The sequence below is a fragment of the Kaistia hirudinis genome (genome assembly GCF_014196455.1).
Lineage (GTDB): Bacteria > Pseudomonadota > Alphaproteobacteria > Rhizobiales > Kaistiaceae > Kaistia > Kaistia hirudinis.
In genome coordinates this window covers 237,065-259,792 of sequence record NZ_JACIDS010000005.1, presented here as the reverse complement: position 1 = coordinate 259,792, position 22,728 = coordinate 237,065, and the positions used below count along the sequence as shown (strand labels likewise).

The following is a 22,728-nucleotide window of genomic DNA, read 5'->3' as shown; positions in this document are numbered from 1 at the left end:
ATGGCGCCGGCGCGATGGCCTCCTGCTAGGGGGTCCGAAGCGCATGGTGGGCTCAATCATGTATACATGACGGGGATGCGATGGCCGAGACGACCGTGACGATCCATCTGAACCAGCAGCAGAAGGACCTGCTCGACAGGACCGTCGCCGCCGGCGTTGCGCCGGACCGGATCGCGCTGATCCGCCTGGCGCTGCGCCGCTATGGCGAACTCCACGCGGAGAAGGGCTGAGCCATGCGCACGCTGATCGAGGAATTCGTGCTGGAGCCCGGCACGGGCAAGGCGCTGGAGCTGCGCAAGGGCCAGATCCTGCGGCTGGAGCAGATCGAGGGCGGGCAGTGCCTCGACTTCAACTGCTTCAATCTCGACGACTACAAGGAATTCTTCCATTGCGGGCGGACGCGCACGCTGCACGGCATCCATCCGACCAGGGGCGATTTCCTCTGGTCGGCGCCGCCGCGCGAGCGGGCGATGATGTACATCCTCGCCGATACGGCCGGGGCGAACGACGTGATGTTCCCCCGCTGCAGCGCCAATCTCTACGAGTCCGTCTATGGCTATGACGCGCACACCAACTGCCAGGACATCCAGGCGGAGGCGCAGCGCGAATATGGCCTGACGCCGGACGACGTGCACGACTCGTTCAACCTGTTCATGTGCACCGGCGTCGACGAGAACGGCCGCACCTACATCACGCGCCAGGTCTCGAAGCCGGGCGATCATGTCGAATTGCTGGCGCTGATGGACGTGCTCGCCGTGCCGAACATCTGCGGCGCCGACGTGATGCGCACGTCGAATTTCGCGATCAGGCCGGCGAAGGTGCAGATCTTCGCGGCGAGTGACGAGGATTTCGCCGCCGTGCCGCCGCTGCGCTCCTGGCGCACGCAGCGCACCGTGGCGGATTTCAAGGTCAAGGCGATCCGTACCGAGCGCAAGCTCGCCCGCGATCCGGACTACCGGCCGGAGTTCGTCAATACGCCGATCGACTATGAGGCGATCGAGATTGCCCTCGACGCCGAGGAACTGGCGCTGCTCGGCCGGCTCGCCCGGCGCGAGCAATATGGGGATCGCGACGGCGAGGCGCTCCGCGACATCGTCTTCTCCTGGTGGGAGGAGACGCGGCCGATCGGCTGACGCGCTGCGCGCCGCAACAGGCTTGACGCTTCGTTAAGCCGTTCGATCGCATTCTAGCGATCATGTTGCGTAGCGTGGCGTCGCGTATCCTGTCGGTGGTTGCGCTCCTCGCGCTCTCCGGGTGTGGCCTGAACTTCTTTGAAGAACGGGAAACCTGGCGAGACGCGAGCGAGCGCGCCTGCTTTCAGGAAAAGCTGGTCGTGCCGAGCTATTTCCAGAAGCCCGCCAAGGAAATCGACGGCCGCGGCGCCTGCGGCATCGAGATCCCGCTGAAAGTGAATGCCTTCGAGGGCGGTGTCGTCGCGGTCACCGGCGGCGACGTCGTGCTCGGCTGCATGATGACCTGGTCGATGGAAAACTGGATCAAGAAGTCGGTGCAGCCGGCGGCGATGCGCCGCTTCGGCATGCCGGTCACCGAAATCCTGACCATGGGCACCTATTCCTGCCGGTCCCGCAACAATGTCCATGGCGAGAAGCTGTCCGAGCACGCCTTCGCCAACGCCTTCGACGTCGCCGGCTTCCGCCTCGCCAATGGCACCACGATCCGCGTCAAGGGCGACTGGTGGGGCGGCGACCCGGCGGAGCAGGCCTTCCTGCGCGAGACGCTGATCTCGGCCTGCCAGTATTTCACCACCGTCCTCGGACCGGGCTCGAACCGGCTGCACGAGGATCACATCCATATCGACCTCGCGCATCACAACGCGGCAGGCACCTCCCGCTATTGCCGGCCGAAGCTGCAGATGCCGCCCGATACGCTCGATCCCAACGTGCCGATGGTGAGCCTGCCGCCGGGCGGGGCGACGCCGGTGACCATGGAGCAGCGCGCCTTCACCTATCGCTGGGACGACAATCTCGGCACGCCGGACGCAACCGCGCCGAACCCGAACCAGCAGGTGATCGCCCGCGAGCCCGTCGCGGTCGCGCAGCCCGCGCAGGCGGCGCCCAGCTATCCGCGGCCGGTCTATCCGCAGACGAGCGCACCCGCTCCCGCCTTCCGCCTGGTCCCACCGGCCTCGATCCCGCTTTCTTACGCGGAATAGCGGCTTTTCCTTCGGAAAAGCCGAAGTCTTATGAGCTCAAAGCGCTTTGGGCGTCCAGTGACGGCGGTCACAGACGCTCCGTGCTGCCTCCTCTAGAGCGGCGGCCGGCAAACACGGAGATGAAGCCATGAACGCTCATGCCAAGGTCGATACCGCCGCCAGCGCGATCTATGTCGACGAGTCCCGCTACAACCTCTACACGATGCCGCACAAGGCGCTGCGCCGCGCGCAGATGCTGCTCCTGACCCGCCTCGGCGCGCTCGATGCCGACGACACCGCCGCCGTCGCGGCGCTGGTCGCCGATATGCGCATGCTGAACGCCGCCGGCCGCGGTCACCTCGAGCACGAGAACATCCATATCCACCAGGTCATCGAGGCGCATGTCATCGGCGCGACCGAACAGCTGGCCGAAGAGCACGAGGAGCACGAGCGCGACTTCGACGAGCTCGACGCCATGCTCGCCCGGATCGAGACCGCGCCGGCCGCGGAGCTGCCCGGGCTGCTGCGCGGCCTCTATCTGCGCTACTCGCTGTTCATCGCCGACGACCTCCAGCACATGGCGGAGGAGGAGACCGAGACGCTGTCGCTGCTGCACCAGCTCTTCGGCGACGCGGAGCTGCGCGCGATCGAGCAGCGCATCGTCTCGTCGATCGACGCGGAGACCATGATGGGCTTCCTGCGGTTGATGATGCCGGCCATGAACCATGGCGAGCGGCTCGAAATGCTCGGCGGCATGAAGGCTGCGATGCCGGCGCCGATCTTCGCCATGGTCTGCGAGACCAACGTCAAGCCGTTCCTCGAGGCGAATGCCTGGCGCAAACTCGAGAGCGCGCTGGCTTCCGCGAACTGAGGCTCAGGCGGCGGCCTTTGCCGCCGCGTCCCCGCTCTCCTGGTGGGGGCTGTCCTGGCGGGCGCGATACTCCGCGCCCCATTGCCGGAGCGCCAGGATGATCGGCTTGAGGCTCTCGCCGAGTTCGGTCAGCCGGTATTCGACCCGCGGCGGCACTTCGGCGAACACGGTGCGGGTCAGGAGCCCGTCCCGCTCCAGCTCACGCAGCTGCTTGGTCAGCACGCGCTGCGTGACCTGAGGGATGCGGCGGCGCAGTTCGTTGAAGCGCAGCGTCTCGCCGAGGAGATGGTAGAGCGCGACGCCCTTCCATTTGCCGTCGATGAGTTCGAGTGCCGTCTCGACGGGGCATTTGCCGTCGCTCGTGAGAAGTTCCCGCATCGTTCCCTGGTATCCAATCGGTCGCTATAGGCTCGAAATGTGCATTCTTGCGACGTCCGTCAATAACACTGAAATGGCCGCATGGGTCCCGGCGCAGTGCCGGGGCTGCCGCAAACGGAGGCCTTCATGCGCGCTGTCGCTTTCACGCGATCCCTTCCCGCCGACGATCCCGCCGCGCTCGCCGACATCACCACCGACACGCCCGAGCCGGGTCCGCACGACCTCCTGGTGAAGGTCGAGGCGGTGTCGGTCAATCCGGTCGACACCAAGGTCCGCCGCGCCGGCGATTCCGCCGCGCCGCGCATTCTCGGCTTCGACGCGGCGGGAACGGTCGCCGCGGTCGGCTCGGCCGTCAGCCTGTTCAAGGTCGGCGATGCCGTCTTCTATGCCGGCTCGATCCTTCGTCCGGGTTCGAATGCCGAGTTCCACACCGTCGACGAGCGCATCGTGGGCATGAAGCCGAAGATCCTCGATTTCACCGCCGCCGCGGCGCTGCCGCTGACCTCGATCACGGCCTATGAGCTGCTGTTCGACCGGATCGGCGTGAAGAAGGGCGAAGGCGCCGACACGCGCAGCCTGCTCGTCTTCGGCGGCGCGGGCGGCGTCGGCTCGATGGCAATCCAGTTCGCCCGCGCGCTGACCGGCCTCACCATCATCGCGACGGCATCGCGGCCCGAAAGCACGGAATGGGTCCGCGGCCTCGGCGCACATCACGTGATCGACCATTCGAAGCCGCTGGCGCCCCAGCTCGCCGCGATCGGCATTCCCGAGGTCGACATCATCCTGTCGCTCACGGGCACGGCCGGGCATGCGTCGGTCCTGCCGGAGATCATCGCACCGGAGGGCCGCATCGGCGTCATCGACGATCCCGGCGTTTTCGACGTGGTGCCGTTCAAGCGCAAGGCCGTGTCGGTCCATTGGGAATCGATGTTCACCCGCCCGATCTTCGGCACGCCGACGCTCGGCGAACAGAACAAGCTCCTGAACGAAGTGGCCGATCTGGTCGATGCAGGCCGCATTCGTTCCACGCTCACGAAGACGCTCGCCCCGATCGACGCCGCCAATCTGCGCGAGGCGCACCGCCTGGTTGAAAGCGGCCGCACGATCGGCAAGATCGTGATCGCCGGCTGGCCGGGCTGAGGCTGCGTGGCGTGACCTGAGCCGTCGGCGTCACGCTCCGTCCGGCCGGGGCAATGAAGGACGCTTCGGCTGTCGCCGAAGCTGACCCCGCCCCGAAGGCGCTGTGCACTTTCGACCCGCCCTCAAGGGGCGGGTTCAAGGAGGAAGTCCTCGCCGACGAGTGGTACCTTTCTACGCCCGCCCATACCCCCCGCCGGTCGGCGTCGTGATGATTACGGCCTCGCCGGGCTTCAGCACCGTCTGATCGCAGCCTTCGAGTGTTTCGATCGTGCCGTCCGCCCGGCGGACTTCGGTTTTGCCGAGCGCGCCTTCCGCGCCTCCGAGCAGGCCGTGCGGGCGGATCGTGCGGTGGGAGGCGAGGATGGCGCAGTCCATTTCTTCGAGGAAGCGCAGCGTGCGCGTCGTGCCGCCGCCGGCTGACCATCGGCCCTTGCCGCCCGAGCCGGCGCGAATGCGGAAGTCCTCGAGCAGGACGGGGAAACGGAATTCCAGCACTTCCGGGTCGGTGAGGCGTGAATTGGTCATGTGGGTGTGCACGCCGTCAGTGCCGTCGAAGCCGGTGCCATCGTTGAACACGCCGGCCGGCGAGCCGGAGCAGATCGTCTCGTAATACTGGTACGTCGCATTGCCGAAGGTGAGGTTGTTCATCGTGCCCTGCGCCGAGGAGAGCGCGCCGAGCGCGCCGAACAGCGCGTTGGTCACGTGCTGGCTCGTCTCGACATTGCCGGCGACGACGGCGGCCGGGTAGCGCGGCGCCAGCATCGAGCCTTCCGGAATGATGATGTCGATCGGACGCAGGCAGCCGGCATTCATCGGGATGTCGCCCTCGACCATGACGCGGAAGGCATAGAGCACGGCGGCGCGGGTGACCGGCTCGGGCGCGTTGAAATTGGTCTTCTGCTGCGGGCTCGTACCGGTGAAATCGACGGTTGCCTGGCGCCGCGCCTTGTCGACGGTGATCTTCACGCGGATCACCGCGCCCTGGTCGGTCTCGACGGCGAATTCCGAATCCTTCAGCGCGTCGATGACACGGCGCACGCTCTCGGCCGCATTGTCCTGGACATGGCCCATATAGGCGCGGACCGTGTGGAGGCCGAAATGCGCGACCATGCGGGCGAGCTCGGCCACGCCCTTTTCGTTCGCCGCGATCTGCGCCTTCAGGTCGGCGACGTTCTGGACGACGTTGCGGACGGGGTAGGGGTGGCGGGTGAGAAGTTCGACCAGCTCGGCCTCGCGGAAACGCCCGCGATCCAGCAGCTTGAAATTGTCGATCAGCACGCCTTCCTCGTCGACCGTGGTGGCGCGCGGCGTCATCGAGCCCGGCGCCGTGCCGCCGACATCGGCGTGATGGCCGCGGCTCGCGACGAAGAAGAGGATGCTCTCGCCCTTTTCGTCGAAGACCGGCGAGACGACGGTGATATCCGGCAGATGCGTGCCGCCATTATAGGGCGCGTTCAGCGCGTAGACGTCGCCCGGCCGCATCGTGCCGCGATTGAGCTCGATGATCGTCTCCACTGAGCGATCCATGGAGCCGAGATGCACCGGCATATGCGGCGCGTTGGCAACGAGATGGCCCTCGGCATCGAAGACGGCGCAGGAGAAATCGAGCCGCTCCTTGATGTTCACGGAATAGGCGGTGTTCTGCAGCGTCACGCCCATCTGCTCGGCGATCGACATGAAAAGGTTGTTGAACACCTCCAGCATGACGGGATCCGCATCGGTGCCGACCGCGCGATGGCGCTCCGCCGCCTCCGTCCGGCGCATCACGACATGGTCGCGCGCCGTGATCTCGGCCTGCCAACCGGGCTCGACGACGATGGTCTGGTGCGGCTCGACGATCAGCGCCGGCCCGGCGATCAGCGCGCCCCGCGCGAGATCACTGCGGCGGTAGACGCCGGCGTCGTGATGGCGGCCGCCCGAGAAGATGCGGGCCCGTGTCGCGGTCTCCGCCGCGTGCGGGGCGGCGGCCTCGGCTGGTTCGACAATCGCCGCGCCGCCGCCGACGGCCTCGACCTCAAGGCTCTCGACCACGACCGCCTTGCCCTCGAAGACGAAGCCGAACTGTTTGCGATGCGCCGCCTCGAATGCCGCGATCATCGCGGGGAGGGGAAGCCAAAGTGAAGGAAGACCCTCACCCCAGCCCTCTCCCGCCTTGCGGGCGAGGGAGTCCTGACGGTGGACTTCATTGGTCTCATGCTCAATGGCTGCCGCCCCCTCTCCCGCGGGCGGGAGAGGGCTGGGGTGAGGGGCTCGACTGGCTGCCTCGCTGGAAAACACCTCGATCGGGATCGGCGTGTCCGTGCCGTCATAGCGCAGATGCGCGCGGGCGAAGATCGAGACGCTGGAATCGCTTACGCCCTGTTGCTGCAATTCCGATTCAACATCGGCCTGCAGCGTTTCGGCGAGCGTCTTGAGCGCGGCCAGCGTCTCCGCGTCCAGCTTGCGCACCACGGCGCGCGTGCGATGCGCGCGGATGTCGGCGAGGCCCATGCCATAGGCGGAGAGGATGCCGGAGAACGGGTGGATCAGCACCTGCGTCATGCCGAGGCTGTCGGCGACCGCACAGGCATGCTGCCCGCCCGCGCCGCCGAAGCAGTTCAGCACATAGGACGTCACGTCATAGCCGCGCTGGACCGAGATCTTCTTGATTGCGTTCGCCATGTTCTCGACGGCTATTCTGAGGAAGCCGTCCGCGATCTCCTCCGGCGCGCGGCCGTCGCCGATCGCGGCGGCGAGCGTTTCGAACCGCGCGCGCACGGCATCCGCATCCAGTGTCTGGTCGCGGCCGGGGCCGAAGATCGCCGGGAAATATTCGGGCCGGAGCTTGCCGGTCATGACATTGGCGTCGGTGACCGTGAGCGGTCCGCCGCGGCGATAGGCGGCGGGGCCGGGATCGGCGCCGGCCGAATCCGGCCCGACGCGGAAGCGTGCGCCGTCATAATGGAGGATCGAGCCGCCGCCCGCCGCGACCGTGTGGATGCGCATCATCGGGGCGCGCATGCGCACGCCCGCGACCTCGGTCTCGAAGGAGCGCTCATAGGCGCCGTCATAATGCGACACGTCGGTCGAGGTGCCGCCCATGTCGAAGCCGATGACCTCGCCGAACCCCGCCTGCCGCGCCGTCTCCACCGCCGCGACCACGCCGCCGGCGGGGCCCGAAAGGATCGCGTCCTTGCCCTGGAAGAGATCGGCGGCCGTCAGCCCGCCCGAGGACATCATGAACATGAGGCGCGGGGAGGCCGGGGAGGGGGGTACCTCCGCCGAAACATCAAGCGGAGAAGCCCCGAGCTCCCGCGCGACTTCGCCGACATAGCGGCGCAGGATCGGCGAGAGATAGGCGTCGACCACGGTGGTGTCGCCGCGGCCAACCAGCTTCATCAGCGGCGAGACCTCATGCGAGACTGAGACCTGCGGGAAGCCGATCCGCCGGGCGATCGCGGCGGCCATCTCTTCGTGCGCCGGAAATTTCCAGGCATGCATGAAGACGATCGCCACCGAGCGGATGCCGTCGTCGAGCGCGGCGCGCAGCGCGGCCTCGATCTCGGCCGCATCGGGCGCGGCCTCGATCGTGCCGTCGACCCGCACGCGCTCGCCGATCTCGGCGACGCGTTCATAGAGGAGCTCGGGCTTTATGATCTTCTTGGCGAAGATGTCGGGGCGGGCCTGGTAGCCGATCGCCAGCGCATCGCGGAAGCCGCGCGTGATCAAGAGCAGCGTCCGGTCGCCCTTGCGCTCGAGCAGCGCATTGGTCGCGACCGTCGTGCCCATCTTCACCGCGCGGATCGCGCCGGGCGGGATCGGCTCCCCGGCGGCAAGGCCCAGAAGCTCGCGAATGCCCTGGACCGCCGCATCGCGATAGACGCCGGGGTTTTCCGAGAGCAGCTTCGCGGCCCTGAGCGACCCCGAGGGATCACGCGCGACGATATCGGTAAAGGTACCGCCGCGATCGATCCAGAAATCCCAGCCCGTCGTCATCGAAATTGCCGCCTCGCGCACCGTTTCGTAACCACGGGCAACAATCGCAGGCCGCCACAAGATCGCAAGCTCTGGATAATACCCGTATAAGGTGTATTTGTTACATCTGCTATTCTTGGTGGCAGATGCGCGGGGGTTGTGATGGCGACGGATGGAGTGGGCAGCTCGCCGCGAGGCGCGCTTGATCAGGACGGGCTCGGACAGCAAGCTTCGGTCGATGAGCAGCGCAACATGCTGCGCGCAACCTGGCTGCAGATTCAGGCGGCGGCCAATGGCGGGACTGCATTCCCTGCCGCCGTCCAGCAGGAGATCGAGGTGCGGCTCGCGGCCGGCTCCTCGCTCGCCGACCTCAATGTCGTCGAACAGCTCCTGATCAGTGCCCTTGGCGGCGCGGCACTCGACGAGGCGATCGCCCGCAAGCTGGTGGAGGCCAAGCGTCGCGGGCTGCCGGATATCGCCGAGACCAGTGCGCGATTCACGCAGCTTCAGTCCGCGGGGCCGATTGACGATACCCGCAAGCGGGCTTTCCTGCTCGGCCTGGTCGTCGATCTGCAGCATCTCGGCCTGCGCAGCGCGCAGGTGAGGGCGCTCCGGGGGCAGGCGATCGCCCTGGTCGGACGGCTGACCTGCTGGGCGGTCACCTTCGCCGTCATCCCCTTCCTGGTCTTCCTGGTCTACCGGCTTTCGCTGGTTGATTCCGGGCTGCATGGTCTCGGCGACGGCATCGTCTGGATCGTCTCGACCTTTCCCAATTACGGCTTGTACACGGCCGTCACCTTCGGCGCGCTCGGCGCATTGTTCAGCCGCTACACGGATTTCCAGCAGGTGACCGAGACGTCGGTGCCGCTCGGAGACGCCGACACCTATTACAGCCGCGCCAATGTGCTGCTGCGGATGCTGATCGGCACAGTCGGCGCCATGTTCATCTATTTTTTCGCCGCCTCGGAACTCCTGACCGGTCCGCTCGTTCCGGACCTCCAGAAACTGACCTATGTCGCGGCGCGATCGGATCTGGCGAGCGGCCCCTTCTGCGATCTCCTTGGCGGTCCCGCCGATTGCGTTGTCCAGACGGGCCCGGTGAAAGCCGACGTGCCCGCCAAGCCAGCCGCTTCCGCTGATCCGTCGGTCAAGCCGCAGCCTGCGCCGGGGCAGCCGAGCGGCGGCGGCGAACCGAATGGCGGCCGCCCCCCGCCGGCGCCAGCGCAAGCCCCGAAGGGTATCACCACGGTCCTCGGCGTCCTGACGCCGAACGCGCTGGTGCCGTCGAGGGATCTCGCGCTTCTCATCATCTGGGCGATCATCGCCGGCTTCTCGGAACGGCTCGTTCCCAACCTGCTGACGTCGACCAGCCGACAGATGGAGGCGCGTCTCTCGGAGGCCGAGAAGAAGACAGTGGTCGTAACGCCCGTCCCGCCGGCGGTCGCCGGCAGTGCCCAGATCAAGGACGACACGATCAGGCCAGCCGCGCCAGCCGACGTGACGCCGAAGCCCGGCTAGGCGCATATCGCCGCGGCTTGCGGTCTCGTCGTCGCCGCGATCGTCCTCTATGATCGCGCCACCATGAGTTTCTGGAATCGTCTGGGGGAAATCATCTGCCGCATCCCCGGCGGCTGCGTCTTGGTCGATCATGTCGTCGAGGCGGTGCGTTCGGCCTTCGGGACGGCCGAGGAGCGGCGCCATGCCGCGTTCTCGATCTCGATGATTGCGCTTTCGGCCAAGATGGCGAAGGCGGACGGTGTCGTGACGAGCGACGAGATCGCCGCGTTCAAGGAATTGTTCGAGATTCCAGAAGGCGAGAAGCGCAATGTCGCGCGCCTCTTCAACCTCGCCAAGCAGGACGTGGCCGGCTTCGACGCCTATGCGCGGCGCATGCGCGGCCTGTTCGACGACGGCTCGGAGATCTTCGAGGACATCGTCGACGGCCTCTTTCACATCGCCACGGCCGATGGCGCGCTGCATGAGGACGAACTCGCCTTTCTGCGTCAGGTCGCTGTCATCTTCGGCATTCCCGAGGCGGCCTATAGCCGGATCGAGAGCCGCCATGTCGTGCCGGCGGAGGGCGATCCCTATCTGATCCTCGGCATCGAGCGGTCGGCGTCGAACGACGACGTGAAGCGGCATTACCGGCGGATCGTCTCGGAGACGCATCCCGACCGGCTGATCGCGCGCGGCGTCCCGGCCGAGTTCATCGCGATCGCGACGCAGAAGGTCGCCGCCCTCAACGACGCCTATGACCGGATCCGCCGGGAGCGCGCCTTCGCATGATCGCCGACACGACGCTTGCGGCCGCGCTCAGGCCGTCGCCCAATTTCGGCCCGCGGCCGGACGACGTGGCGGCGGACATCCTGCTGCTGCACTATACCGACATGCCTACGGCCGAGGGCGCGATCGCCTGGCTCGCCGATCCGCGCTCGCAGGTCTCCTGCCACTATGTCGTGGCGGAGGACGGGACGATCACGCAGATGGTGGCGGAGGCGGATCGCGCCTGGCATGCCGGCGTCGCAACATGGCGCGGAGAGGGCGATATCAATTCGCGTTCGATCGGGATCGAGATCGCCAATCTTGGCCATGATCACGGCTATCCCGATTTTCCTGACGCCCAGGTTGAGGCGGTGATCGCACTCGCCTGCGACATTTGCGCCCGGAACCAGATCGCGCCGGAGCGCGTTCTAGCCCATTCGGATGTCGCACCGCTGCGCAAGCGCGACCCCGGCGAGAAGTTTCCCTGGGCGCGGCTCGCCGCCGCCGGCGTCGGTCATTTCGTCGAGCCGGAGCCGATCCGCGGCGGACGCTTCTTCCAGATCGGCGACCAGGGCGCGCCGGTCGAGGCGCTGCAGGCCATGCTCGTCTGGTATGGCTACGGCCTTGAAATCGATGGCGTGTTCGGACCCGTCACCGAATCGGTCGTCGCCGCGTTCCAGCGCCATTTCCGTCCGGCGAAGGTGGACGGGATCGCCGATGCCTCGACGATCGCGACGCTGCACCGGCTGTCGCGCGCGCTGACGCCGCCGGAAGACGCTGCGGGTGCGAAAACCGTCTCGAAATGAGACAGAAGCGCTCACGAAATATTTCATAAAGACATCTGATTTGAGTTTCTGCGCCGCATTTTGGTTCGGTTGACCGGCGAGAGAGGCCGCCGTCGTCAACAATGCGAGTGCATCCACGGGATGAAGAAGTTCTGCGTAACGGGTCTTTTTGCCTCTCTCGCCGCCGTCGTCCTCGTGACCGGCTTCCAGGTGGCTCCCGCCGAGGCCGCCTCCGGCCGCCTGCTCAAGTCGAATGCGAGCCGCGTGGCCGCCGCCAAGCGCACCGACAGCTATGACACGCTCATCGCGTCCGAAGCCCGCGCCAACAATGTTCCGCTCTCGCTGGCCCATGCCGTGGTCCGCGTCGAGAGCAACTATAATCCCGGCATGCGCGGCTCGGCCGGCGAGATCGGCCTGATGCAGGTCAAGCTCCAGACGGCGCGCGGCATGGGCTATCGCGGTTCCGCCAAGGGGCTGTACGACCCGGCGATCAACATCCGCTACGGCATGAAGTATCTCGGCCAGGCGCGCGAGATCGCCGGCGGCGACCTTTGCGGGACGATCCTGCGCTACAACGCCGGCCATGGCGCCACGCGCATGTCGAGCGGCCCTCTGCGCTATTGCGGCAAGGTCAAGCAGATCATCGCCTCGAACTGAGGCGGTCGGCCGGTGCGGCGCGCGCTGGTTTTATGTCCGCGCCGCACCGGATTTGTTCCTGAAGCCCGCCCGCTCGGGGCTTGACCCCATCCCACCGCACCCATAAGGCAGGCGGGCCAGCTGGCCGGACGGCCGCTCCCGCAGGATCGAAAGGTCGCGGGGGAGGAAAGTCCGGGCTCCATGGAAACACGGTGCCGGGTAACGCCCGGCGGGGGTGACCCCAGGGAAAGTGCCACAGAGAGCAGACCGCCCGGCGTGCGCGCCGGGTAAGGGTGAAAGGGTGGGGTAAGAGCCCACCGCGCTGCCAGCAATGGGAGCGGCATGGCAAACCCCACCGGGAGCAAGACCGAATAGGGGCGGCACGGACTTCGGTCCAGGCATGTTTCCACGCCCGCCGCCCGGGTTGGTCGCGTGAGACGTCCAGCAATGGTCGTCCAAGATGAATGGTCGTCACGCGGCGGGAGACCGCCGCCCTACAGAACCCGGCTTATAGGCCGGCTGGCAATTCTACCCGACCAGGCCGCGCCGGCGCCCGACGTTGATCACATCCAGCCGATGCCGAAGAACAGCACGCGGCCTGTGATGAAGATCAGAATGAGCGAGCCCGGCGTCCACAGCAGCGATCGGACATCGTGGGTCTGCGCCGTCGCATAGGCGGCGAAGTGGAGCAGGCGCGTTACGACGAAGCCATAGAGCAGCCACTGTGCCAGGACGAGCGATGGGCTCGTCAGGACGAAGAGCAATCCGGCGACGAGGAAATAGGGCAGGCTCTCCAGATCGTTGAGCTGGATGCGGCGAAAGCGCTCGACCCGCGCATTGGGCTCCAGCTGGTGCGCGTGCGGCTTCGGGTTGAATGGCGTCTTCTTCGCGTCTTCCGGATTCCGGAACCCGCCATTTTCGCGGATCATCGCGACCACCGTCAGCCACGACATCGCCACCGCCTTCAGGATCATGATCGACGCAGCCACCGCGTAGGTCGCGAAAACCGGGTCGGCGAAATTCAACCTGTCCATCGAAGTCTCCTTGGCAGCGGTCGAGCCGGAAGCGGCGCGGGAAACCAGCCGAGATCGATTTTTAGACCGTTGGTCGAATTTGTCAAACTATGGACATGTTACCGATCGTTTGGTAAGTTCCGTGCCAATGAAAGCAGGAGCCCCAATGACGGACGACCGAACCGATATCGTCGATGAAGCCCGCACTTCGGCGCGCCAGGCTCGACAGGAAAGGCGGCGTGACCGCTCTCGGGAGGAAATCCTCACCGCGGCCCGCGCGGTCCTGCTGCGCAGCGGCGCCGCCGCGATGACGCTGGACGCGGTCGCCAAGGAAGCCGGCATGTCCAAGACCGGGCTCTATTATTACTTCCCCTCCAAGGACGCGCTGGTGTTCGAGCTCGTCTTCGGCGCGGTGGAGGGCCATGCCCAGGCCGTCAGCGGGGCGGTGCGCGAAGCGGAAACCGGCGGCGCGATGCTGGGCGCCATCATCCGGGAGACCGTGCAAGCCTTCGTGCCGCGGCTGGACGATTTTCGCCTCGCCTTTCTCTTCGGCCAGGTCGCCGGCGCGGGCGCGATCCACTGGACCGACGAGCAACTCGCGCGACTGCGCCCACTCAACGAACTCATCCTGCGGCAAACCGCGGAACAGCTGGCAGGCGAGGGGCGCGAGCGTCCGTCGCGGGCCGCTGTCGAGCCGCGGCTGCTGGCCTTCCTCGCCTATCTGGCCGCGATCGGGCTGCTGACGATGAAGGGCATGGTCGAGCACGTCGAGGACCCGCTCGTCTATTCCGACGAGGCCCTCATCGAGGGCTTCGCCCGCGTCTTCGCCGCCGCGGCCGCGCCGTGACGGTCTGTGGCGCGCCATCGTGGTTTCACCCGCGCCGAAGGGGCGCCAGAGAGGAGTGAAGGGAATGACTGTCCATACCCAGATGCCCGAGCGCGCTGCCGCCACGCCAGCCGAGGAGCGTCGTTTTCTCGGCTTGCCGACATGGATCCGCGCCGGGCGCGCGAACACCGCCGGAGCCCTCAGTCTCGTCGAACAGGTGATCCCGCCCGGGTTTGAATCCCCCTGGCATATCCACCACGACGAGGACGAATCTTTCTATGTCATCGAGGGATCGATCGAGGTGGTCGTCGCCGAGCGTACCGTGTCGCTGGCAGCCGGTGACTATGCGTTCGGTCCACGCGGCATCGCCCATGGCTTCCGCATCACCGGCACCACGCCGGCGCGGGTGCTGCTCATGACGACCGGCTCCGGCTTGGCCGATTTCATCCACGAGGCCAGCGATCCGGCTGGCAAGGATGACGCCACGGCGTCCGGGCAACCCGATCTCGGTCGCCTCCTTGCTGCGGCCGAGCGCCACGGCCTCGCCATTCTCGGCCCGATGCCGCGCTAGAATTCTCTTTTGTCGGTCGGAATGGGCGGCGCCAGGGCGCCGCCTTTTTTGTTGTGCGGTCGCCACTTCCGAGCCTCGCCGTGAGCGCATCCACAGGAAGGCGGCGCGCGCATGCCGGGACAAGGCTCTCGCGCATCAATCCCCGCCAAAACAAAGCCTTTTCCAGCCTTTGTGGCCAACGCCGCAACCGAAAATTAAGCATGCCCGGCCCATTTTCGAGTTTCGTCGCACGAGGCCGGCGGAGCCCGATTCCATTGACGCCCATGCTGTCCCATGCTATCCCAGATCATCCCGGAACGACGGGGTCGCGTTGGGCATTTTTGAGCCTTCGATCCCTCCATCCGTTCATTCCGGGTCCGTGTTCCCTGTCCGCGTCCGTGAGTTTCGATCCGTGCTCGCAAGCGGGGCGCGGCGGGGGTGTTCGTTTGCGGTGCGAGGCTCAGCCGAGGGGCGATGGAAGAGTTCGTTTCGACCTTCACCAATCGGCTCGATTCCAAGGGGCGGGTTTCCGTGCCCGCTTCGTTCCGACAGGTTTTGGCGCGTGATGGTTTCGAGGGACTCTATTGCTGCCCGACGCTGGATCAGAATGCGGTGGACGCCGGAGGCAATCGCCTCCAGCAGCAGATCCGTGCCAGCCTCGCGCGCTTCGAGCCCTTCTCGGAAGATCACGAATATCTGTCGACCACGTTGATCGGCGAGAGCGAGATCCTGAAGATCGACGCGGACGGGCGGGTCAGCCTGACCGAGAGCATCAAGTCCTATGCGGGGATCGCCGACGCGGTGACCTTCGTGGGGCAGGGCTACAAATTCCAGATCTGGGAACCAGAACGCTTCGACGCCTACCGGTCCGAGGCCAGGAACCGGCTGCGCGATCTGCGCAAGCGTCTCGTTCCCGGCAGCCGTGCGTCCGCCGAGGCGGCGCCGGGAGGTTCGGAATGAGCGCGGGAGGCGAGGTCGGGAACGGCATCGTCGGCGGACCGCCGCGCCATGTTTCCGTTCTTCTCGACGAGGTGATCGAGCATCTCGCTCCCACCCCGGACGGCGTCTTCATCGACGGCACCTTCGGGCTCGGCGGCTATAGCCGCGCCATCCTCGCGCGCGGCGCCGAGGTCATCGCGATCGATCGCGATCCGACGGCGATTGCCGGCGGGCAGGGGCTCGTCGCCGAGGCCGTTGGGCGGCTGATCCTGCGCGAGGGTCGCTTCAGCGCGCTCGACGCGATCGCGGCCGATGCCGGCTTTCCCGCCGTCGACGGCGTGGTGCTCGATATCGGCGTCTCCTCGATGCAGCTCGACGAGGCGGAGCGGGGCTTCTCCTTCCGCTTCGACGGGCCGCTCGACATGCGCATGGGCGGCGAGGGGCCGAGCGCGGCCGACGTGGTCAATGCGATGGACGCGCGCAGCCTTGCCCGCATCTTCTCCGTGCTCGGGGAAGAGAAGCGGGCAGGCGCGCTGGCGCGCGCCATCGTCGAGGATCGGGACGAGACGCCCTTCATCCGCACCAAGGATCTCGCCGGCCTCGCCGAGCGGGTGATCGGCAAGCGGGCGGGTGACGCGATCCATCCGGCGACGCGTGCCTTCCAGGCGCTGCGCATCTATGTGAACCGCGAACTGGACGAACTCGGTGACGCGCTCGCCGCGGCGGAGCGCATCCTGAAACCGGGCGGACGGCTGGTGGTGGTCTCGTTCCATTCGCTCGAGGACCGGATCGTCAAGCGCTTCTTCGCGGAGCGCTCGGAGGAGCGGGCGGGCGGCTCGCGTCATCTGCCCGAGGCGACGATCGCGCCGCCGACGTTCCGTCTCGCCGGCCGCGGGCCGGTGGTGCCGGGCGAGGAAGAACTGTGCCGCAATCCGCGGGCCCGTTCGGCCAAGCTGCGCGCCGGGATCCGGACCGAGGCGCCGGCCCGTCCCTTCGATGCGGCCGCTGCCGGCGTGCCGTCGCTGCCGCCTTTCAAGCTGGAGAGATCGCGATGAAACGGGGCGTCGGGATCATGTGGGTCGGGCTGATGGTGGCGGGCGCCGTCGTGACCTACGCCATGAAGGACAGCGCCGGCCGGGCCGCCGACCGCGTGCACAAGCTCCGTGCCGAGATCGCCGCCGAGAAGGAGGCGATCACGCTGCTCAAGGCGGAGTGGAGCGTGTTCGACCAGCCGGCGCGCCTGCAGGAACTCGTGGCCCGCTATGGCGCCGTGCTGAAGCTGCAGCCGATCGACGTGCGCCAGCTCGGCACCATCGACGACGTGCCGGAGAAGCCGCCGGTGCCTGCCGCATCCGAACTCGACGAATTGCGGACCAGCTCGATCCGGCCCGGCAGTGCCGCCGCCAAGGTGGCGAACGCCGCGCCGATCGCGGGAGGAAAGCCATGACCCTCACTTTGACGGATCATCCGGACATGTTCTCCCGTGCGGGCAAGGCCAAGGCCAAGCAGAAGGTCACCGCGAAGCAGCGCCAGGACCAGTCGCGCGGCCGTATCATGCTGACCATCGGCGCGTTCATGCTCCTCTATGGCGTCATCACCGGGCGCCTGATCATGCTCGGCACCTCCGATCCGGCCGCCGCCGCGGCGCGCGGCAGCGCCGCCTCGGCGATCGCGACCGCGCGGCCGGACATCGTCGACCGCAACGGCGAGATCCTCGCGACCGACATCAAGACGGCCTCGCTCTATGCCGAGCCGAACAAGATCGTCGATCCCGACGAGGCGACCGAGCTGATCACCTCGGTGCTGCCCGATCTCGACGCCGGCCAGCTGCGCAAGAAGCTGTCGACGCAGGCCGGCTTCGTCTGGATCAAGCGCGAGATCACGCCGAAGCAGCGCGCGCAGATCTTCGATCTCGGCATTCCCGGCGTCGGCTTCCTGACCGAGAACAAGCGCTTCTATCCGGGCGGACCGGCGGCGGCGCATATTGTCGGCCTCGTCAATGTCGACAATCAGGGCATTGCGGGCATCGAGCGGGCGATCGACGAGCGCGGGCTCGGCGACCTGCACGAGGCCGGGTTCGCCGTGAAGGGCAGCGAGCAGGAGCCGGTGCGCCTCTCGGTCGACCTCCGCGTCCAGCATGTGCTGCGCGACGAGCTCGTCGGCGCGATGCAGCGCTATCAGGCCGCCGCCGCCATGGGCGTCCTCATCAACGCCAAGACCGGCGAGGTCATGGCGCTCGCCTCGCTGCCCGATTTCGATCCGAACGATCCGGTCGACGCCAACAAGCCGGACCGCCTCAACCGCATCACGGCCGGCACCTATGAGCTCGGCTCGGTGTTCAAGAGCTTTACCTTCGCGATGGCGCTCGATTCGGGCCGCGTGAAGATGTCGGATTCGTTCGATGCCCGCGCGCCGATCCGGGTCGGGCGGCACGTCATCCACGATTCGCACGCGCAGGCCCGCTTCCTCACCGTGCCGGAGATCTTCCAGTATTCGTCCAATATCGGCACGGCGAAGATGGCGCTGGCGATCGGTGGCGACCGGCAGCAGGACTATTTGAAGAAGTTCGGCCTCTCCGTCCGCCTGAAGACCGATCTCCCGGAAGTCGCGACGCCGCAGGTGCCCAAGCGCTGGAGCGAGGCGACGACGATGACGGTGGCGTTCGGCCATTCGATCGCGATCACGCCGATGCAGGCCGCGATGGGCGACGTCGCGCTGGTGAATGGCGGCAATTTCCTGAATCCCACCTTCTTCCCGCGCACGCAGGACGAGGCGCTGGCCGAGTCGACGCCGATGGTCTCGAAGAAGACCAGCGACGAGATGCGCTGGCTGTTCCGCTTCAATTCGGTGAACGGCTCGGGCCGCCATGCCGACGTGCCGGGCTATGTCGTCGGCGGCAAGACCGGCACGGCCGAGAAGATCGTCAACGGGCGCTATGTGAACGGGCACTATCTGAACTCGTTCCTGGCCAGCTTCCCGATGGACGACCCGCAATATGTGCTGCTCGTCTCGGTCGACGATCCCAAGCCCGAGGCGCCCGGCAAGCCGGCGCTGGCGGCCTGGAACGCGGCTTTCGTCGCGGGCAATGTCATCCGCCGTTCCGCCGCTTTCCTCGGTGTCCAGCCGCGCACCGCGAATGAAAGCCACCCCGATGCCATGCTCGTGTCGTATTGAGCGCGGAAGGAGCGCCCTTTAGCGGTCTCACCACGATTGGGATATGAAGGGCCAATGCGACTGAGCGACCTCATAGCGAGCGACCTTTCCCTGCCGCCGGACGCGGCGGGAACAGAGATCGCGGGCCTCACCTCCGACAGCCGGGCGGTGCAGCCCGGCTTTCTGTTCGTTGCCCTGAAAGGCGTCGCCGCCGATGGCGCGCGCTTTGCCGCCGACGCGGTCCGTCGCGGCGCGGTCGCGATCGTCGCCGCGCCGGGCGCGCTGGGCAGCGAGCTCGGCGTTCCCGTCATCGAGGCCGCAGACCCGCGCCTGGCGCTCGCGCGCATCGCGGCGCGCTTCTATCCGCTCCAGCCGGAAAAGCTCGTCGCCGTCACCGGCACGAGCGGCAAGACCTCGGTCGCCGTCTTCGTGCGGCAGATCTTCAAGGCGGCCGGCTTTCCAGCGGCCTCGATCGGTACGATCGGCGTCGTTTCGCCAGCCGGCGCAGAATATGGCAGCCTGACGACGCCCGACCCGGTCGCCTTGCACCAGATGCTCGACCGCCTCGCACGCGAGGGCGTCACCCATGCCGCGCTGGAAGCGTCGAGCCATGGGCTCGATCAGCGCCGCCTCGATGGCGTGCGCCTCGTCGCGGCCGCCTTCACCAATCTCGGCCGCGACCACATGGATTATCATCCGACGGTCGAAGACTATTTCGCCGCCAAGCTGCGTCTCTTCACCGTGCTGCTTCCGGCGGACGGCGCGGCGGTCGTCGATATGGACGGGCCCTATGGCGCGCGCGTCGCCGAGATCGCGCGGACCCGTGGCCAACGCCTCATCGACGTCGGCCGCAACGGCACGGCGATCCGCCTCCTTTCCGTCAATGAACACGATGACGGCCAGGCGCTGGCGCTTTCGGTGCTCGGCGAGGCCATGTCGGTCGATCTGCCGCTGCGCGGCGGCTTCCAGGTCTCCAATGCGCTCGTCGCGGCGGGGCTCGCCATTGGCGCCGGCATCGCGCCGGCCGTCGCCATCGCGGCGCTCGGCCAGCTGACCGGCGCGCCGGGCCGGCTGGAGCGGGTCGGCAGCACCCTGTCCGGCGGACAGATCTTCATCGATTACGCCCACAAGCCGGATGCGCTCGACGTCGCGCTCGCCGCGCTCCGTCCCCTCGCCAAGGGCCGGCTCATCGTCGTCTTCGGCGCCGGCGGCGACCGCGACGCGGGCAAGCGCCCGCTCATGGGCGCGGCGGCGAGCCGGCAGGCCGATCTCGTCATCGTCACGGACGACAATCCCCGCTCCGAGGATCCGGCCACGATCCGCGCCGCGATCCTCGCCGCCGCTCCGGGCGCGATCGAGATCGGCGACCGGGCGCGGGCGATCGGCGAGGCGGTCGCGATGCTGGAGGCGGGCGATGTGCTCTGCATCGCCGGCAAGGGGCACGAAACGGGACAGATCATCGCCGGCGAAGTCCATCCGTTCTCGGATCACGAGGTGGTCGCCGCGGCGCTTGCAGGGGAGCGCGCCGCATGAGGACGCTTTGGACATTCGAGGATTTCATCACCGCGATGAAGGGCCGGCCGACCGGGCAGGGCTCGGCGCCGATCGGGGGCATCTCGATCGACAGCCGCACGGTCGGGCCGGGCGACGCCTTCTTCGCGATCAAGGGCGATCGGTTCGACGGGCATGATTTCGTCGGCAGCGCCGCCGGTCACGGCGCCGCGCTCGCCGTCGTCGCCGAGGAGCGGCTTGCCGGCCTCGGGCGGATGACGGTCCCGCTCGTCGTCGTGTCCGACGTGCTCAAGTCGCTCGAGGCGCTCGCCCGGGCGGCGCGTGCCCGCTCGAAGGCGCGGATCGCGGCCGTCACTGGCAGCGTCGGCAAGACGACGACCAAGGAAATGCTGGCCCGCGCGCTGGCGCCCGGCGGCGAGACGCATTATTCCCCGGCCTCGTTCAACAATCACTGGGGCGTGCCGCTGACGCTGGCGCGCATGCCGGCCGAGGCGCGCTATGCAGTGTTCGAGATCGGCATGAACCATGCCGGCGAGATCGTGCCGCTGGTCGCCCAGGTCCGCCCGCATGTGGCGATCGTGACCACCGTCGAGCCCGTGCATATCGAATATTTCCCCGATGGCATCGCCGGCATCGCCGCGGCCAAGGCGGAGATCTTCACCGGCGTCGAGCCGGGCGGCTCGGCCATCATCAATCGCGACAATCCGTTCTATGAGGCGCTCGCCCTGAAGGCGATCGAGGCCGGCGTCGAGCGGATCCTTGGTTTCGGCGAGAACCCCGACGCCGAGGGGCGTCTCGTCTCGGCCGAACTCGCCGCTGACCATTCGCGCGTCGTCGCCAGCATTCTCGGGCGCGAGATCGACTTCGTGATCGGCGCGCCCGGCCGTCACATCGTGCAGAACGCGCTCGCGGTGCTGCTCGCCGCCGCCGAACTCGGCGCGGATCTCGAAGCGGCAGCGGCCTCCTTCGCGGATCTTTCGGCCCCGAAGGGCAGGGGATCGCGCCACCGGCTTCATGTCGGGGATGACGGCGCCCTGCTGATCGACGAGAGCTACAACGCCAACCCGACCTCCATGCGCGCGGCGATCGCGGTGCTCGGCAGCACGGCGCCGGCTTCGGGCGGGCGCAGGATCGCCGTGCTCGGCGACATGCTGGAACTCGGTGCGGAATCGCCGAGCCTGCACGCCGCGCTCGCCGAACCGCTGGCCGCCGCCGGCGTCGATCGCGTGTTCGTTGCCGGTCCGTTCATGGCGTCGCTCTGGCAGGCCTTGCCGCCGGCCATGAAGGGCTATTATGCGGAGAAGGCGAGTGATCTCGTCCCGATTCTCGGGGAAGAGATTGCAGCCGGCGATGTGTTGATGGTCAAAGGCTCCAACGGCAGCCGGATGACCGGTGTCGTCGATGCGCTGAAATCGCGTTTCGCGCCGCCGGAAATCGCGGCAATATCCGATGCTGAAGGACCTGCCTGATGCTTTACTTCCTGGGCGATCTATCCGGGCAAGTCTCCGCGCTCAACGTCTTCCGCTACATCACCTTCCGCGTCGGCGGCGCGACGATGACGGCGCTCATCTTCGTGTTCCTGTTCGGGCCCACGATCATCCGCGCGCTGCGGCTGAAGCAGGGCAAGGGCCAGCCGATCCGCACCGACGGACCGCAGAGCCATCTGATGAAGAAGGGCACGCCCACCATGGGCGGGCTGATGATCCTCTCGGGGCTCATCGTCTCGACGCTGCTCTGGGCGAATCTTTCCAGCATCTATGTCTGGACGGTGCTCGCTGTGACCGTCGGCTTCGGCCTGATCGGCTTCTATGACGATTATCTCAAGGTCACGAAGCAGAGCCACAAGGGCTATTCCGGCCGCATGCGGCTGCTAGTCGAGTTCCTCGTTGCCGCCGTCGCCTGCTTCGCGCTGTCGCGCCTTGGCGGCGGGCCGCTCGCCGATGCGCTGACCTTTCCCTTCATCAAGTCCTGGGTCATCGATCTCGGCTGGTTCTTCATTCCCTTCGGCGCCTTCGTCATCGTCGGCGCGGGCAATGCGGTGAACCTGACCGACGGCCTCGACGGCCTCGCCATCGTGCCGGTCATGATCGCGGCGACGACCTTCGGCATCATGGCCTATCTCTCCGGCAACGCGGTCTTTGCCGAGTATCTGCAGATCCATTTCGTGCCCGGCACGGGCGAGCTCGCGGTGCTGTGCGGCGCCATGTTCGGCGCCGGCCTCGGCTTCCTCTGGTTCAATGCGCCGCCGGCGGCGATCTTCATGGGCGACACCGGCTCGCTCGCGCTCGGCGGCATGCTCGGCGCGATCGCCGTCGCCACCAAGCACGAGATCGTGCTGGCCATTGTCGGCGGTCTCTTCGTGCTCGAGGCCGTCTCGGTGATCATCCAGGTCGCCTCGTTCAAGCTCACCGGAAAGCGCGTCTTCAAGATGGCGCCGATCCACCACCATTTCGAACAGCTCGGCTGGACGGAACCGCAGGTCGTGATCCGCTTCTGGATCATCGCCGTGGTGCTGGCCCTGATCGGGTTGTCCAGCCTGAAGTTGCGGTAAACAGAA

At 67.2% G+C, this 22,728-nt stretch carries 21 protein-coding genes and 1 other RNA gene; 19 read left to right on the top strand and 3 right to left on the bottom strand.

Annotation, left to right across the window (positions count from 1 at the left end):
• Positions 1–80 precede the first annotated feature (80 nt).
• From GGR25_RS19805 to GGR25_RS19790, 4 genes are all read left to right on the top strand, one after another.
• Positions 81–230 (top strand): ribbon-helix-helix protein, CopG family, encoded by a 150-nt coding sequence (locus tag GGR25_RS19805; RefSeq protein WP_183400593.1) that lies wholly within the window; start codon positions 81–83, stop codon positions 228–230.
• 3 nt (positions 231–233) lie between these two features.
• On the top strand, positions 234–1,133 hold the full coding sequence (locus GGR25_RS19800) for a DUF1989 domain-containing protein (RefSeq protein WP_183400592.1): 900 nt from the start codon (positions 234–236) through the stop codon (positions 1,131–1,133).
• 74 nt (positions 1,134–1,207) lie between these two features.
• A complete protein-coding gene (locus GGR25_RS19795) occupies positions 1,208–2,173 on the top strand; it encodes an extensin family protein (protein ID WP_183400591.1) in 966 nt (321 codons plus the stop codon).
• 127 nt (positions 2,174–2,300) lie between these two features.
• Positions 2,301–3,023, top strand: a complete 723-nt coding sequence (locus tag GGR25_RS19790) for a hemerythrin domain-containing protein (protein ID WP_183400590.1) — start codon at positions 2,301–2,303, stop codon at positions 3,021–3,023.
• A 3-nt stretch (positions 3,024–3,026) separates the two neighbouring features.
• Here the strand turns inward: GGR25_RS19790 and GGR25_RS19785 are convergent, their stop codons facing one another.
• Positions 3,027–3,401 (bottom strand): winged helix-turn-helix transcriptional regulator, encoded by a 375-nt coding sequence (locus GGR25_RS19785; protein ID WP_183400589.1) that lies wholly within the window; start codon positions 3,399–3,401, stop codon positions 3,027–3,029.
• Positions 3,402–3,527: 126 nt separating this feature from the next.
• Between GGR25_RS19785 and GGR25_RS19780 the strand changes: the two genes are divergently transcribed.
• The gene (locus GGR25_RS19780; protein ID WP_183400588.1) at positions 3,528–4,541 is read left to right on the top strand and encodes a zinc-binding alcohol dehydrogenase family protein; all 1,014 of its coding nucleotides are present in this window, start codon (positions 3,528–3,530) and stop codon (positions 4,539–4,541) included.
• Between the two features lie 171 nt (positions 4,542–4,712).
• On the opposite strand, the gene GGR25_RS24820 is transcribed toward GGR25_RS19780, so the two are convergent.
• Positions 4,713–8,516 (bottom strand): hydantoinase B/oxoprolinase family protein, encoded by a 3,804-nt coding sequence (locus GGR25_RS24820; RefSeq protein WP_246410061.1) that lies wholly within the window; start codon positions 8,514–8,516, stop codon positions 4,713–4,715.
• A 141-nt stretch (positions 8,517–8,657) separates the two neighbouring features.
• Between GGR25_RS24820 and GGR25_RS19765 the strand changes: the two genes are divergently transcribed.
• The 5 genes from GGR25_RS19765 (at position 8,658) to rnpB (ending at position 12,705) form a co-directional block, all read left to right on the top strand.
• Positions 8,658–10,013, top strand: coding sequence for a hypothetical protein (locus GGR25_RS19765; protein ID WP_183400587.1), 1,356 nt, complete (start codon positions 8,658–8,660; stop codon positions 10,011–10,013).
• 63 nt (positions 10,014–10,076) lie between these two features.
• Entirely contained in the window at positions 10,077–10,781 is a 705-nt protein-coding gene (locus GGR25_RS19760; protein WP_183400586.1) for a J domain-containing protein, read from the top strand.
• A complete protein-coding gene (locus GGR25_RS19755; RefSeq protein ID WP_183400585.1) occupies positions 10,778–11,563 on the top strand; it encodes an N-acetylmuramoyl-L-alanine amidase in 786 nt (261 codons plus the stop codon). Before GGR25_RS19760 ends, GGR25_RS19755 begins: the two co-directional genes overlap by 4 nt.
• 120 nt (positions 11,564–11,683) lie before the next feature.
• Complete coding sequence (locus GGR25_RS19750) at positions 11,684–12,199, top strand: lytic transglycosylase domain-containing protein (protein WP_183400584.1); 516 nt, start codon at positions 11,684–11,686, stop codon at positions 12,197–12,199.
• 116 nt (positions 12,200–12,315) lie between these two features.
• Positions 12,316–12,705, top strand: an RNA gene (gene rnpB / locus GGR25_RS19745) — RNase P RNA component class A.
• Between the two features lie 36 nt (positions 12,706–12,741).
• On the opposite strand, the gene GGR25_RS19740 is transcribed toward rnpB, so the two are convergent.
• Positions 12,742–13,212 carry an MAPEG family protein gene (locus tag GGR25_RS19740; protein ID WP_183400583.1) on the bottom strand — a complete coding sequence of 157 codons (471 nt, stop codon included), beginning with the start codon at positions 13,210–13,212 and terminating at the stop codon, positions 12,742–12,744.
• A 10-nt stretch (positions 13,213–13,222) separates the two neighbouring features.
• Between GGR25_RS19740 and GGR25_RS19735 the strand changes: the two genes are divergently transcribed.
• The 9 genes from GGR25_RS19735 (at position 13,223) to mraY (ending at position 22,722) form a co-directional block, all read left to right on the top strand.
• Positions 13,223–14,038, top strand: a complete 816-nt coding sequence (locus tag GGR25_RS19735) for a TetR/AcrR family transcriptional regulator (protein ID WP_281378652.1) — start codon at positions 13,223–13,225, stop codon at positions 14,036–14,038.
• A 64-nt stretch (positions 14,039–14,102) separates the two neighbouring features.
• Complete coding sequence (locus GGR25_RS19730; RefSeq protein WP_210300029.1) at positions 14,103–14,588, top strand: cupin domain-containing protein; 486 nt, start codon at positions 14,103–14,105, stop codon at positions 14,586–14,588.
• 453 nt (positions 14,589–15,041) lie between these two features.
• Positions 15,042–15,527 (top strand): division/cell wall cluster transcriptional repressor MraZ, encoded by a 486-nt coding sequence (gene mraZ / locus GGR25_RS19725; protein WP_183400582.1) that lies wholly within the window; start codon positions 15,042–15,044, stop codon positions 15,525–15,527.
• The gene (rsmH, locus tag GGR25_RS19720; RefSeq protein WP_183400581.1) at positions 15,524–16,561 is read left to right on the top strand and encodes a 16S rRNA (cytosine(1402)-N(4))-methyltransferase RsmH; all 1,038 of its coding nucleotides are present in this window, start codon (positions 15,524–15,526) and stop codon (positions 16,559–16,561) included. Before mraZ ends, rsmH begins: the two co-directional genes overlap by 4 nt.
• Complete coding sequence (ftsL, locus tag GGR25_RS19715; protein WP_183400580.1) at positions 16,558–16,953, top strand: cell division protein FtsL; 396 nt, start codon at positions 16,558–16,560, stop codon at positions 16,951–16,953. Before rsmH ends, ftsL begins: the two co-directional genes overlap by 4 nt.
• On the top strand, positions 16,950–18,680 hold the full coding sequence (locus GGR25_RS19710) for a peptidoglycan D,D-transpeptidase FtsI family protein (protein WP_183400579.1): 1,731 nt from the start codon (positions 16,950–16,952) through the stop codon (positions 18,678–18,680). Before ftsL ends, GGR25_RS19710 begins: the two co-directional genes overlap by 4 nt.
• Before the next feature lie 54 nt (positions 18,681–18,734).
• Complete coding sequence (locus tag GGR25_RS19705) at positions 18,735–20,192, top strand: UDP-N-acetylmuramoyl-L-alanyl-D-glutamate--2,6-diaminopimelate ligase (RefSeq protein ID WP_183400578.1); 1,458 nt, start codon at positions 18,735–18,737, stop codon at positions 20,190–20,192.
• Entirely contained in the window at positions 20,189–21,640 is a 1,452-nt protein-coding gene (locus tag GGR25_RS19700; RefSeq protein ID WP_183400577.1) for a UDP-N-acetylmuramoylalanyl-D-glutamyl-2,6-diaminopimelate--D-alanyl-D-alanine ligase, read from the top strand. The genes GGR25_RS19705 and GGR25_RS19700 overlap by 4 nt, the downstream gene beginning before the upstream one ends.
• Positions 21,640–22,722, top strand: coding sequence for a phospho-N-acetylmuramoyl-pentapeptide-transferase (gene mraY, locus GGR25_RS19695; RefSeq protein ID WP_183400576.1), 1,083 nt, complete (start codon positions 21,640–21,642; stop codon positions 22,720–22,722). The genes GGR25_RS19700 and mraY overlap by 1 nt, the downstream gene beginning before the upstream one ends.
• Positions 22,723–22,728 lie beyond the last annotated feature (6 nt).

Bases quoted from the DNA above. Each gene is read 5' to 3' on its own strand.
- GGR25_RS19805 (WP_183400593.1), top strand. From the start codon at position 81: ATGGCCGAGACGACCGTGACGATCCATCTGAACCAGCAGCAGAAGGAC.
- GGR25_RS19800 (WP_183400592.1), top strand. From the start codon at position 234: ATGCGCACGCTGATCGAGGAATTCGTGCTGGAGCCCGGCACGGGCAAG.
- GGR25_RS19790 (WP_183400590.1), top strand. From the start codon at position 2,301: ATGAACGCTCATGCCAAGGTCGATACCGCCGCCAGCGCGATCTATGTC.
- GGR25_RS19785 (WP_183400589.1), bottom strand. From the start codon at position 3,401: ATGCGGGAACTTCTCACGAGCGACGGCAAATGCCCCGTCGAGACGGCA.
- GGR25_RS19780 (WP_183400588.1), top strand. From the start codon at position 3,528: ATGCGCGCTGTCGCTTTCACGCGATCCCTTCCCGCCGACGATCCCGCC.
- GGR25_RS24820 (WP_246410061.1), bottom strand. From the start codon at position 8,516: ATGACGACGGGCTGGGATTTCTGGATCGATCGCGGCGGTACCTTTACC.
- GGR25_RS19765 (WP_183400587.1), top strand. From the start codon at position 8,658: ATGGCGACGGATGGAGTGGGCAGCTCGCCGCGAGGCGCGCTTGATCAG.
- GGR25_RS19760 (WP_183400586.1), top strand. From the start codon at position 10,077: ATGAGTTTCTGGAATCGTCTGGGGGAAATCATCTGCCGCATCCCCGGC.
- GGR25_RS19755 (WP_183400585.1), top strand. From the start codon at position 10,778: ATGATCGCCGACACGACGCTTGCGGCCGCGCTCAGGCCGTCGCCCAAT.
- GGR25_RS19750 (WP_183400584.1), top strand. From the start codon at position 11,684: ATGAAGAAGTTCTGCGTAACGGGTCTTTTTGCCTCTCTCGCCGCCGTC.
- GGR25_RS19740 (WP_183400583.1), bottom strand. From the start codon at position 13,212: ATGGACAGGTTGAATTTCGCCGACCCGGTTTTCGCGACCTACGCGGTG.
- GGR25_RS19730 (WP_210300029.1), top strand. From the start codon at position 14,103: ATGACTGTCCATACCCAGATGCCCGAGCGCGCTGCCGCCACGCCAGCC.
- mraZ (WP_183400582.1), top strand. From the start codon at position 15,042: ATGGAAGAGTTCGTTTCGACCTTCACCAATCGGCTCGATTCCAAGGGG.
- rsmH (WP_183400581.1), top strand. From the start codon at position 15,524: ATGAGCGCGGGAGGCGAGGTCGGGAACGGCATCGTCGGCGGACCGCCG.
- ftsL (WP_183400580.1), top strand. From the start codon at position 16,558: ATGAAACGGGGCGTCGGGATCATGTGGGTCGGGCTGATGGTGGCGGGC.
- GGR25_RS19710 (WP_183400579.1), top strand. From the start codon at position 16,950: ATGACCCTCACTTTGACGGATCATCCGGACATGTTCTCCCGTGCGGGC.
- GGR25_RS19705 (WP_183400578.1), top strand. From the start codon at position 18,735: ATGCGACTGAGCGACCTCATAGCGAGCGACCTTTCCCTGCCGCCGGAC.
- GGR25_RS19700 (WP_183400577.1), top strand. From the start codon at position 20,189: ATGAGGACGCTTTGGACATTCGAGGATTTCATCACCGCGATGAAGGGC.
- mraY (WP_183400576.1), top strand. From the start codon at position 21,640: ATGCTTTACTTCCTGGGCGATCTATCCGGGCAAGTCTCCGCGCTCAAC.